Genomic DNA, 11,707 nt, shown 5'->3' on the forward strand with positions numbered 1-11,707 from the left:
CGCCGCGAACGATGGTGAATGATCCGGTACAGCGCAACTGGAATGGTATGAGATGCGGGATCGCGAGCATGAGATGCGCGCCCTCTTTCCGTTCTCGGTGAATATAAGCTAAGTCAATAATAAGACTTACAGAATAATATCGACCGAAACCCTGATTTCGGGAGATGCGCTGCTCCGGATGATGCTCGGCCGCCGTTCGTCGAATCGGCTGTTGGACCATGCGGCCGATTCGCTCCCGCGAGGGTGTGGGCCGATGCGCGGCTCAGGACGGGACGAGCCAGCCGTAGTACAGCGCGGTCATGTACAGCACCCCCGCCCCGAGGCCGGCGACGAGGACGCCCCACCAGCGCGGTGTGAGCAGCGCCATGCCGGACAGGGCGCTCAGGTCCTCGCCGCGCGCCAGCCGCTCCTCCTTGTACCCGGGGAACAGCACCAGCCCGATGCCGACGGCCGCGAAGGCGGGCCCGGCCACCGCGGCCTTCAGATAGAACTCTCCATTCGTGGCGGCGTCGTGCCACGCGATCCACGCCAGCCCCAGCCCGAGTACGGCGATGAACGCTCCGCCCGCCTGCTGCGCCCTGCGCGGAACCGGCTTGTAACGCGGTGTCGAAACATCGGACATAAGTAGCTCCGCGAGGAAGAAGGAGATTTCTGGAGGGGAAACGAACGGACTTGCGAACAGGAATACCTGGCAGCGCCGCGCCTGCTGAGTGCCTGCCGACCATCGAATCAGCTTGAGCGGTGGAGACGATGGCTCCGGAGAGTGCCCGCGGCGGCCCGCGACCGCGAAGCTATGGCTGCCGAAGAGACCGGATGCGGCATCAGCCCTCGCTGACGGTGCCGTAGCCGAAGGCGAAGACGATGGCGACGAGGACGATGAGCATCACGCCGTATGCCGACGCGCCGCCGAAGTCGAAGGCGCGCAGCTGCGACAGCATCTCGATGGAGATGGGCCGCGTGCGGTTGGTGTAGAGCAGGATGGAGGCGACGAACTCGCCAAGCGCGGTCACGAACGCCAGCAGCGCGCCCGCCGCCAGCCCCGGCAGCACCAGCGGGAGCACCACGCGCCCCAGCGTCCGCGTGCGCCCGGCGCCGAGCGACGCCGCCGCTTCTTCCAACGACGGGTCGAGCTGGCGGAAGCTGGAGAGCGCGGCCCGCGTGACCAGCGGCACATTGCGGATGAAGTACGCCAGCGGCAGGATGGCGAAGGTGCCCACCAGGACGAACCGTCCCGTGAGCGGGCTGTGCACGCTGAACGTGGTCGCGAGCGCGATGGCGAGCACGGTGCCCGGCAGCGCCCACGGCAGCACGACGAGCGCGTTGACCATCGCCCGTCCCCGGAAGCGGCGGCGGGCGAGCAGGTAGCCGGCGCCGAAGGCGAAGACCACGTTCGCCAGCGTCGCCACCGTCGCCATCCGGAGCGAGTTGAGCACCGGCACCAGCCGCTCGCGGTCCGCGAAGAGCGTCCGGTATCCTCCCAACGAGTACGTGGGCGGCACCAGCTCCGTCGTCCATGTGCCTTCCGGGACGAGGGAGACCACGAAGACGGTGAGGTGCGGCAGCAGCAGGAAGCCAACTCCCAGCGACGCGCCGAGCGTGAGGAGCCAGCCCCGCCGCGACCTCGTCCGCGGCGCCGTGCCCAGGCCCTTGGACGCGCCGGTGTACTCCCGCGCCGCCTCGTACCTCTGCAACCCGACGAGGAAGAGGAGCGAGACGACGGCGAGGACGACGGCCTCCACCGACACCAGCCCTTCCTCGCCGTTCAGCTTGCTCGCGTAGATCTGCGTGGTCAGCACGCGGAACCCGCCGCCGAACACGTACGGCGCGCTGAACGACGCCATGCTCGTCATGAACACCAGCAGCGCCGCGCCGCCCAGCGCGGGAGCGAGCATCGGCAGCGTGACGCGCCGCAGCGTCGTCCATCTGCCTGCACCCAGCGCCGACGCGGCTTCCGCATATCCCGCGTCCAGACGGGCGAGGCCTGCGGCGGTGAAGAGGTAGAAGTAGACGTACATCGTGTACGCGTGCACCAGCAGCACCGCCCACGGCCCCGTCAGCCGCCACGGCGCGTCGCTCATCCCCAGCAGCAGCTGCACGCCGCGGGTGAAGAAGCCCGTCTCGCCGTACAGGAAGAGGAACGAGATGGTGCCCACGAGCGGCGGCAGGAGCACCGGCATGGCCGCCAGTCCGCCCAGCAGCTTGCGCCCGGGAAAGTCCCGCCGCGCGAATAGGAAGGCGAGCGGCACGCCCACCAGCGCGGACAGCACCACGCTCGCGGCAGAGATCCACACGCTCGCCCACAGCGCCCCCAGCTCCGACCGGCTGGCGAAGAAGCGGGCGTAGTGCGCCGCCGTCGGCCGCCCGGCTTCCGTGAAGCTTCCGAAGAGGACGAAGAGGTTGGGATAGAGGACGAGCCAGACGAGGAGGAGCGCGACCGGGACCGCCAGCAGCAGCGTCCCACGGCGCGCTCCGACCGCGGTGGCGGACGATGCGCCGCGGCTCACGCCGTCTCCGGCGGGAAGGCGGCGGCGAGCGCCCCGTCCGCCATGCCGACGAAGACCGCATCTCCCGGCCGTGCATCGTCGGCCCCGCCCTGCGCGGTCAGCTCCGCATCTCCCCAGGCGATTCGGTAGAAGGATGCGGCGCCCGCGAAACGGCGGTCCAGCACGCGGCCGTCCAGCTCCCCCGGCCCGCGCTCCCGCAGCGCCGCCGCGGGGAACACGCGAAGCTGCTCCGGCCGCACCATCAGCCGCACCGCATCTCCCGAAACGGTCGATGCACCTGGAGCACCCAGCGCGCGCCAGCGGACGCCGCCCGCCAGCTCGCACACCACGCCGCCGCCCTCGGGCCCGATCACGCGCGCGGGGAAGAAGTTCGCGCGCCCCAGGAAGCCCGCGACGAAAGCGTTCGCGGGGGAGCCGTACAGAGCCTCCGGCGTGTCCAGCTGCTGAAGGCGGCCGCCGTTGAGGACGGCGACGCGGTCCGCCAGCGCGAACGCCTCTTCCTGGTCGTGCGTGACGAAGACGGCGGTGGTGCCCAGCCGCTTGAGCAGCGTGCGAAGCTCGTCGCGCGTCCGCTCGCGCAACGCCGCGTCCAGGTTGGACAGCGGCTCGTCCAGCAGGATCACCGGCGGCTCGGGGGCGATGGCGCGGGCCAGCGCCACGCGCTGCTGCTGGCCGCCGGAAAGCTCCTGCACCTTCCGATTCCCGTAGCCGCCCATCTCCACCAGCTCCAGCGCGCGCTCCGCCCGCGCGGCCACGTCCGCCCCCCGGTCGCCGCGCGAGCGCAGCCCGAACTCCACGTTGCGGCGCACGTCCATGTGCGGGAACAGGGCGTAGCTCTGGAACACCATCCCCATCCCGCGCTTCTGCGGCCCCAGCGCCGTCACGTCGCGGCCGTCCACGAGAATTCGCCCCCCGGTAGGCTGCTCGAAGCCGGCGATCATGCGCAGCGTCGTCGTCTTCCCGCAGCCGCTGGGGCCCAGCAGCGTGAGCACCTCGCCGCGCGCGACCTCCAGCGACACGCCGTCCACCGCCACCACGTCGCCGAAGCGGCGGGTCAGCTCCTCCAGCCTCAGCACCGGCTCAGCTCCGCTTCCGCACGTTCTCGTCCCAGTAGCGCATCCACCCGGGCGTCTTCTGCTGCAACACGTTCCAGTCCACCGGCTCGCGCACGATCTGCTGGCGGGCGCGGCGCAGCGCGGGCGTGAGCGAATCTTCCGGGATGTCGTTCCGCGCAGGCAGGCGGAAGAACTGCCGCGCCGCCATCACGACCCCGCCCGTCCCTCCCACGTACTCCACGAACTCGCGCGCCAGCTTCTGGTGCTTGGTCCCACGCACCACCGCGACCGCATCCACCGGCAGCGGCGTGCCGCTCGTGGGGAAGGTGTACGCGATGGGGAAGGTGCCCTTCGCCTTCAGCGCCTCGATGTCCGGCATGTCCCACAGCGTCACCAGGCCCTCCTGCCGCGCGAGCTTCTGGTAGAGCAGCGTGGGGTTCAGCACGTACTCCTTGGTCTGCCCGTCCAGCCGCCGCAGCCACGCCATGCCCTGCGTTGTGTCGCCCGTCTGCCGCAGCGAGCGCTCCAGCATCATCCCGAAGATGGTGCGCATCGTCCCGCTCTCCATCGGGTCACGGATCAGCACCTTGCCGCGCCACTTCGGGTCCAGCACGTCGGCCCAGTCCTTCGGCGCGTCCGCAGCCGCTACGGCCTTGCTGTTGTAGGCGATGACCTCGGGCGTCACGTAGGTGCCGTGCCACAGGCCGGCGGGGTCGCGCGCGTCGGCGGGGAGCGCCGTCGCCCAAGTCGGCACGTACCTCTCCAGCAGCGAGTCCTTCGCCGCGTCCTGGAAGGTGGACGAGGGGGCGCCGAACCACACGTCCGCCTGCGGGTTGGCCTTCTCGCTTCGCAGGCGGTCCAGCACCTCCTGGCTGCCCATGTCCACCGGCTGCACGTCTACGCCGGGGTGTGCCGCCTCGAAGCCCTTCTCGAACGCCTGCAGCATCTCGCGCCCGTGCGGCGAGTACACCGTCAGCACCTCGCGCCCATCCCCCCCGCCCCCGCAAGCCGCCAGCACGAGGGCGACCACGGGAGATGCACGGCGTACGGCTCGGGAGATGAGTGGCGTGCGACGGGAGGGCATCCCCAAGGCCCCGGAGGCGTTAGCGATGCCCGATGAGCGTGCTTCGTCGAGCAGACGGGAGATGCGGGGCCGATCATTCAGCATGGAAGCTCGCTTGCCAGTTGAGACGGCCGAGCCGGCCGGCGGCAGCGCATCACCCGTGAGGACGAGGCACCGCGGATGCGACAACTTCACCACTGAACGATTGTGCGGCAAGACCGCCGTGTTCAGCCTTCCGCGGGGGAACGGCCTTCCCGAGCACGGAGGATCACTCGCAGGAGGCGCGCGGTATTCTTCGGCGAGCGGAGCAGGTGGGCTGTCTCCTGCAAGCTTCGTAGCTCGGCGGCGGGGACCAGTGCGACGTCCTCACCGTTCCCACGGCGGATCAGGACCCTCTCGCCCCCGTTCGCGACCGCGTCGATCAGAGTGCCGAGAGAGGCGCGAGCCTGCGCGAAATCGACTTCGATCACCTGTGTCCTCCGGCATTTGGATGCGAGCAGGACGAACGGGTGGAATCACCTGCCGGGAAGCAGCGCCTCCACCCCTTGGGAGAAGAAGGCGCTGACCTGCTCGCGCCGCACGGTGGGGAAGTTGTCGATGAAGGCGTCCACCGTGTAGCCGCCCATCAGCCAATCGATGAACGTCTGCACCGGAACCTGGGTGCCAGCGAACACGGGCGTGCCGGACAGGATTTCCGGATCGCTGTGGACGACGGCCGGGCGGCCCCCGGCGGTACACGGCGGCTCTGCCGCGTCCATCCTCATCTTACTTCTTCGCTCCGAGCGCGAGGAGGTTGGCGAAGAGGCGGTAGGCGCCGGGGACGCCCTCGGGGAGCTGGCGGAAGAAGGCGAGGCCGGTGTAGACGTAGGTGCCCCGGCCCAGCTTCGCGACCAGCAGCCCGCCCTGGAGCGGCGGCTCGCCGGGGTCCTGCGTCTCCAGCAGCGGCGTGTACGCGGGGTCGAAGGTGTGCGGGAACCAGAGGCCGCGGTCCTGGATCCAGCCCTCGAAGTCGCGCGGGGTGATGCGGTTGGGCGTGGAGAGCGCCGGGTGCTCCGGCGCCAGCAGCCGCACGGGCGAGGCTTCGTCCGTCACCCGGTCGGCGGTGCGCGTGAATGTCATGGGGAAGGGCGTGAAGGTGCCGCCCGCCTGGTCGAACTTGTAGTACTGCACGATGAGCGTGCCGCCGTTGCGCACGTACTGGAGCAGCCTGTCGTTGTGCGCGCGCAGGTCCGGCCTCACCTCGTACGCACGGCTGCCGGTGACGATCACGTCGTACTGCGAGAGGTCGCCGCCCTCCAGCGCCCGCGCGTCCAGCAGGTCGGGCACGATGCCCAGGCCCGCAAGCACGCCCGGCCCCGCCTCGCCCGCGCCGGTCACGTACGCCACGCGCAGCCCCTGCGGCACCTTCACGTCGAACGCGCGCACGGTGGACGCGGCGGCGTGGTACAGCGGCCGCGTGTTGACGTGCGGATAGTCGATGAGCTGCAGGCCGCGCTCGAACCGCCGCCCGTCCGCCGTCTCGAACACCGCGGTCACCGGGTAGTCCCCGGCGGAGATGCCGGCGGGGGCGCGCACCGCGATCTCCGCCTCCTGCCGCTCGCCCGCCGCGCCGAAGCGCACAGGCAGCGACGCGGGCTCCGTCGTCCAGCCCTGCGGCACGCGGAGTCGCAGCGTGCCCGCGACGCCGGCCTCCTCCGCGGCCAGGTGCAGGCGGTACCGTAGCGGCGCGGGCGCGGCGCCGGGCGCGGGGAGCGGAAGCACGCTCGCGGCAGGATCGACCGTCACGGAGACGGCGGGTACCACCAGCACGGGGCGCCGCAGCTCGCCCTGGCGCGGGTCCACCTCGCGGAACGTCGCGTCGCGCGTCAGCGGCAGTTCGGCGTTCGCGACGCGGACCGTGGCGGCGGCGCGGATGGCGGCGGGCTCGAACGGCCGTGCATCCACCGTCCAGTCCGCCGGCCACGCGTACAGGTCGCCCGTCTGCGGGCGGCGGAGGAAGTACGCCTCGGTCGGCTGGGCGCTCGCCGGAACGCGAACGCGGAAGCGGCGGGTGAGCAGCGCGCCGGGGGCGAGCGGAGCGGAGGGCAGCGAGTCCACCGGCTCGGCCGTCCAGCCGGCCGGGAGTGACGGCGCGAGGGCGGAGACCTGCACCGCCTGCGCGCCGCCGTTCCACAGCGTCACCTCCACGTTCACCGCCTGGCCCGGGACGACGTGCGCCCGGTCGGCCGTCGCGTCCAGCTCCAGCCGCGCCGCGTGGGCCAGCGCCGCACGCGCATCGTCCATCTCCGCCGCAATGCGGAAGCGCAGCTCGCGCACGGCGTCCGCCTGCGCGCCCGCAGTCTCCGGCGCCCGCGCCGCGTCGTCCGCCCGCGCGAGGAGCGCGAGGGCGCGGGAGAGGCCCGGCACGAGGAGGTCCGGTGCGAGCGGGTTCAGCCCGGATCGAAGCCGCGCGACCTCCGCATCGTAGTCCCGCAGCGCCCGCGTCACGCCCGCCGCCCCGATGCGTGCGGCCTGCATCGACAGCGTGCTGTCCGTGCCGGCGAACATCGTCGCCTCCTGTCCGGCGGCGGTGGGGACGATGCGCTTGAGGTAGCCCCAGCGCGGCCCGGCCGGCTCCGGCCCGCCCATGTCCTGCGAGCGGTGCCGGCTGCGGCTGGCCATGGCGAGCTGGAAGTACGAGCGGCCCAGCAGCGGGTCCAGCTCGCCGGTGGGCAGGCGCACGGTGGCGTCGTCGGCCGCGCGGGAGCGGAGGGACTGGTAGTAGCGCGGCGTGCGGTACGGCCGCAGACCGGCCGCGACCTGGTCCGGGAAGCGCGCCGGGTCCGCGGCTGCGTCGAAAGCCTCGCGCGCCAGGATCGCCGAGACCTGGTGCTGACCGTGCCCGTCCGCCGGCGTGCCGCTGAAGACGGCCACCACCACGTCCGGCCGGAAGAGGCGGATGACGCCGACTACGTCCGCCAGCACCTGCTCGCGCGGCCAGTGGCGGAACGCCTCGTCGGCGTTCTTGCTGAACCCGAAGTCGTACGCGCGCGAGAAGAGCTGCTGCGCGCCGTCCACCCGCCGCGCGGCCAGCAGCTCCTCGGTGCGCAGCAGGCCCAGCGCGGGCCCCAGCTCCGGGCCTACGCCGTTCTGCCCGCCCTCGCCGCGCGTGAGCGACAGGTACGCCACGTCGTCGCCCTGGCCGATGGCCAGCGCGCTCAGCAGCGGCGTGTCCTCGTCGTCCGGATGCGCGCCGATCATCAGCACGCGCTTGGTGTTGCTCAGCCGGCGCAGCGCCAGGCCCAGCCCGGCCGCGCCCTCGTACTCGCCCGCGCCCATGGGCGCCTGGGCGGGAGCCGGCGCGGCGGCGAGCACGGTCGCGGCCAGGCCGGCGATGGCGGAAAGTCGTCGAATGTTCATGGCCGCTAACCTATGCCGCACCGCGTGCCGCACAAGGGTGGCCATCAGATGCCCGGCGGCCATGTCCCTGGGCCCCGCGAAGGCCCGCCCGGTGCAGGACGGAGAACGGAAGTTTTTTCGTCGAACGGGCGGACTACAGTTCGTGCCCGTCAGACCGCATTTCATTCCGATTACCGGTGGGTTCGCGCCGCTCGCGTTGCCCTCCCTGCCGATCGTTCGTGATGTTAGGCGACGTATCTCCTCCCCTAACTCATCGAGCGGAGAACCCTCATGTCACGATGGAAAACAGCGCTGGTTGCGATCACGGTGCTGACCGCCTGTACGGATCGCGACCCGTTGGCTATGCCTCGCACCGCGCCCGCGCCCGCGCCCCCTGCGCCTCGGCACTATGCCACCGTTCAGCCGCCGCAATGGCGTGGCTACTGGCGCAGCACCAACGACTTGTGGATTTACGATATGACCCAGGAGGTCGGGATGACGACCCACACGGGCGCCGATCCGGACTTCGCCGACCTGCGCAGCGCGGGAATCCGAATGGCACGTTACACCGTGCTCTGGAACAAGTACGCCGCGGCGGAACGGAACGGGTGCACCACCCAGATGGGCGACAACGGTACGGCGGGCTGCTACTCGGAGGGGCTGCGGAACGCCGTGTACTGGGCGCAGCAGCGCGGTATCGAGCTGGTGGTCACCGTCCTGGAGCTGAACTGCAGCGCGGCGGAGCCGTGCGACCAGAGCACGCCTCCCTCGAGTGGATACGCGGGACCCACCTGGAACGCCCACTACGCGAACTTCGTCGCGCTGCTCGCAGCACGCTATCCCACAGTGCATTTCTGGCAATTATGGAACGAGCCCGACGCGGGCTACTGGGCCGTGGGACCGTTCGGAACCATTGGAGATGCCTGCAATGCCAACCATGCCCCCATGGGCGCGCGGTATGCGGACATGCTGAAGGTTGCGTACCCGGCCATCAAACAGGCGAACCCCAACGCGTGGGTTCTGACTGCCGGGCTTACCGGAAACGAGGGCTGGGAGTACGACCCTACCGGCGTCGGAGCATACTGCAACGTGTCCACGACCATCGCGGCGAATACCCTGACATGGTCATTCCTGCGGGGCATGTACGCGAACGGCGCCAAGGGCTACTTCGATATCCTGGCCGTGCACGGCTATGGCCAGAACCCGCGGGCGCCTGGCGCGCTGGGCCCCAAGCTCAACTCGCTGAACTGGGAGATCAACCAGACTGGGGCCAACGCACCGAATGATGCGAACCGACCGATCTGGGTCACCGAGTTCGGCACCAACGCAGCCTCGTCCACCAACAACGGAAACCTGCTCGACCCCGCTGACCGGGCCAACTGGCGCACGCAGTTCGACAACCAGCAGATGGTGTGGTACCAAGACGCGCTGCAGGTGCAGTCGGAAGTTGGCGTGGCCCAGAAGATGATCGGCGCGCACATGCAGTCTCCCGAGGGCGGGGACATCCACGCCACCGACGCCGCGCACTCGTTTCTGGACGCGGACGCGGGCAACTACGGGCTGGGCATCATCCGCGAAGATTCGGCGCGTACCCGGCGGCCCGCTTTCAACTGGCTGCTCTCGCGCGCCGCCACCAACATGGCTGCGGAGAACATCGACGCGGGAGGCGGGCAGGCGGCTATCTTCCGCATCGCCGTCGGGGGCACCGTGCCTTTGGACCAGCCGTTCCATTACGACGACGCGCTCCCGGCCACCACGCTGATCCTGGACAACGTGAACGTCAGGACGCTCACCCCGACGAAGGTGGCATTCGTCACTCCCATCTCGTACGCCGCGCACGCCTCGGGCATCGGGTGGATGGCGAACGTGTACAACGACCAGGTGACAGGCACGACGGGCCAGGCGCGCCAGATGGAGGCGCTGCGGGTGAACAACGTTGCCCTCCCGTCTCCCATTGCCATCTGCTACCAGGCCAACGTGTACTCGCGTGGATGGATGACGGAGGCTTGCAACGGGGGAACGGCCGGAACCACGGGGTTGAACCTGCGCATGGAGCAGGTCAAGCTGCGCCTGGCGAACCAGGTGGTCCCGACCGACGTGGGGGCGACGCGCCTGCACGTTTGCTACAGCGCGTATGGCTCGTCTTACGGATGGGGACCGCAGGTCTGCGACGGGACCGCCGCCGGTGTGGCAGGGACGCGGATGGAAGCACTGAAGATTCGTCTGTACAGATACTGAGTTCCTGCTTCTCGATTTAGCTGGCTTGGCCCGGCCATCGTGATGGCCGGGCCAAGCCGCGTTCATCGTCCTGGGACCGGGTATGACCGGCTCAGATATCGACACGCGTCGGGCGACACCGGAATAACGCCGTGTGGAGCGCGAGCCGCGGGTTAGAGCGGTTCCCGCCCGGGTTTTCACGTCTCGACCGATTGGTCCGAGATACAGCCGATGCTGGTTCCCGCATTAACGGTAGACTCGATCGAGAACCGCTCTAGATTTTCCTTGACGGGGGTCCATTGCCTCCGCGCGCAGCCCCTGCCGCGCCGCCCGCGTCGCCATCCTCACGTGCTCCCCGCTGGTGGTGGTGCCACCTGGTTGGACACCATCCCGCATCCATAGACATCGGCAGTGAGGACGTAAGATCTTTCCGCAACCGCCGGGCCCACAGCTCAGCAGAGGCAGGTGGCCTGGTCGCACGTGACCCAGCACGTCTCCTGATTGCAAGCCGTGTAGCGGGAGATGAGCTCCGCGCCCTGCACCGTTCCGCGCCCAGCCGGCTTCTGCCGCAGCGTCTCGAAGCCTGCAACAGCGATGTCCTCCACCCTCAGCTTGAGCTTGTTCATGGTATCTCCAGAGGTTGCGATAGTGGGAATACTCTTGGTACGCCTTGGGAACGTCAGGCCCGGCACACACAGGTAGGAGCGGCACACGTGTCGCCGCAGGTAACCTGGTCGCAGTTCGTACGGATGGTGAGGAACTCCGCGCCCTGCACGGTCCCGGTGCGATCCGGAAGCGCGCCCAGCGTCTCGAAGCCGGCGACGTCGATGTCCTCGACCTTCAGCATGAGCTTTTTCACGGCTGCCCCCCGTACGTGTGATTCGTCCAGGGACACCGTTCGGCCGCCCCAGGGAACATTGAGAGCTCCGGCGCGGCCGTGCGCAACTAATGCGCCATCCGAAGACGAGCACCGGCAGGGCTGTGCTCTCACGTGCTGCTAAGCATACCTTTGGGAGCCATCCGTCCACGGCACCGGGGAGCCATCCGGCCCACCTCTATCGCGGGTCCAGCGCCGTGGCCACCGATGCTGGATCGCGACCTTGAGAGACGATCCACTTGTCGATCAGGGCGCGGGAGATGCTGAGCGGGCCGGGAAGGTTGGGCAGCTCGTCCACCGTCCACCATCGCGCGTCCTCGATCTCGCCGGGCTGGGGGACGATGTCGCCGCCCGCGTACTCGGCCGTGAAGCCGATCATCAGCGAGTTGGGGAAAGGCCACGGCTGGCTGCCGAAGTACGTCACGCCGCGGATCCGGATGCCCACCTCCTCGGCGACCTCGCGCGCGACCGCCTCTTCCAGCGACTCGCCGGGCTCCACGAAGCCCGCGAGGGTGCTGTACATGCCCGGCGGCGTGTTGGGCCCGCGCACCAGCAGCACCCGCTCGCCGTGGTCGATGCGCATGATCACCGCCGGGTTCAGCCGCGGGTAGTC

Annotated in this window: 11 protein-coding genes; 1 reads left to right on the forward strand and 10 read right to left on the reverse strand. The window is 69.9% G+C overall.

The annotated features are described in order from the left end of the window. Positions 1 to 262: 262 nt before the first annotated feature. The 7 genes from VFE05_03130 to VFE05_03160 all read right to left on the reverse strand — a co-directional run bounded on the left by VFE05_03130 (position 263) and on the right by VFE05_03160 (position 8,021). Positions 263 to 622 (reverse strand): hypothetical protein, encoded by a 360-nt coding sequence (locus VFE05_03130; GenBank protein ID HET6229044.1) that lies wholly within the window; start codon positions 620 to 622, stop codon positions 263 to 265. Positions 623 to 821: 199 nt separating this feature from the next. Further along, positions 822 to 2,504, reverse strand: coding sequence for an iron ABC transporter permease (locus VFE05_03135; GenBank protein ID HET6229045.1), 1,683 nt, complete (start codon positions 2,502 to 2,504; stop codon positions 822 to 824). After that, positions 2,501 to 3,580 (reverse strand): ABC transporter ATP-binding protein, encoded by a 1,080-nt coding sequence (locus tag VFE05_03140; protein HET6229046.1) that lies wholly within the window; start codon positions 3,578 to 3,580, stop codon positions 2,501 to 2,503. The genes VFE05_03135 and VFE05_03140 overlap by 4 nt, the downstream gene beginning before the upstream one ends. 4 nt (positions 3,581 to 3,584) lie before the next feature. Then, the gene (locus tag VFE05_03145; GenBank protein HET6229047.1) at positions 3,585 to 4,589 is read right to left on the reverse strand and encodes an extracellular solute-binding protein; all 1,005 of its coding nucleotides are present in this window, start codon (positions 4,587 to 4,589) and stop codon (positions 3,585 to 3,587) included. 260 nt (positions 4,590 to 4,849) lie between these two features. Further along, complete coding sequence (locus VFE05_03150; GenBank protein HET6229048.1) at positions 4,850 to 5,092, reverse strand: type II toxin-antitoxin system prevent-host-death family antitoxin; 243 nt, start codon at positions 5,090 to 5,092, stop codon at positions 4,850 to 4,852. 45 nt (positions 5,093 to 5,137) lie between these two features. Then, complete coding sequence (locus tag VFE05_03155; protein HET6229049.1) at positions 5,138 to 5,386, reverse strand: DUF433 domain-containing protein; 249 nt, start codon at positions 5,384 to 5,386, stop codon at positions 5,138 to 5,140. A 1-nt stretch (position 5,387) separates the two neighbouring features. Then, the gene (locus tag VFE05_03160; protein HET6229050.1) at positions 5,388 to 8,021 is read right to left on the reverse strand and encodes a PIG-L family deacetylase; all 2,634 of its coding nucleotides are present in this window, start codon (positions 8,019 to 8,021) and stop codon (positions 5,388 to 5,390) included. Positions 8,022 to 8,495: 474 nt separating this feature from the next. On the opposite strand from VFE05_03160, the gene VFE05_03165 reads away from it, so the two are divergent. Further along, positions 8,496 to 10,238, forward strand: a complete 1,743-nt coding sequence (locus VFE05_03165; GenBank protein ID HET6229051.1) for a hypothetical protein — start codon at positions 8,496 to 8,498, stop codon at positions 10,236 to 10,238. Positions 10,239 to 10,669: 431 nt separating this feature from the next. On the opposite strand, the gene VFE05_03170 is transcribed toward VFE05_03165, so the two are convergent. From VFE05_03170 to nudC, 3 genes are all read right to left on the reverse strand, one after another. Further along, positions 10,670 to 10,843, reverse strand: coding sequence for a hypothetical protein (locus tag VFE05_03170; protein HET6229052.1), 174 nt, complete (start codon positions 10,841 to 10,843; stop codon positions 10,670 to 10,672). Between the two features lie 53 nt (positions 10,844 to 10,896). Then, positions 10,897 to 11,076: a hypothetical protein gene (locus VFE05_03175; protein ID HET6229053.1), complete on the reverse strand. Its 180-nt coding sequence runs from the start codon at positions 11,074 to 11,076 to the stop codon at positions 10,897 to 10,899. Between the two features lie 196 nt (positions 11,077 to 11,272). Further along, positions 11,273 to 11,707: NAD(+) diphosphatase (gene nudC, locus VFE05_03180; protein ID HET6229054.1), on the reverse strand; the 435-nt coding region annotated here is incomplete at its 5' end.

The organism is Longimicrobiaceae bacterium, from assembly GCA_035696245.1.
Taxonomy (GTDB): Bacteria; Gemmatimonadota; Gemmatimonadetes; order Longimicrobiales; family Longimicrobiaceae; genus DASRQW01.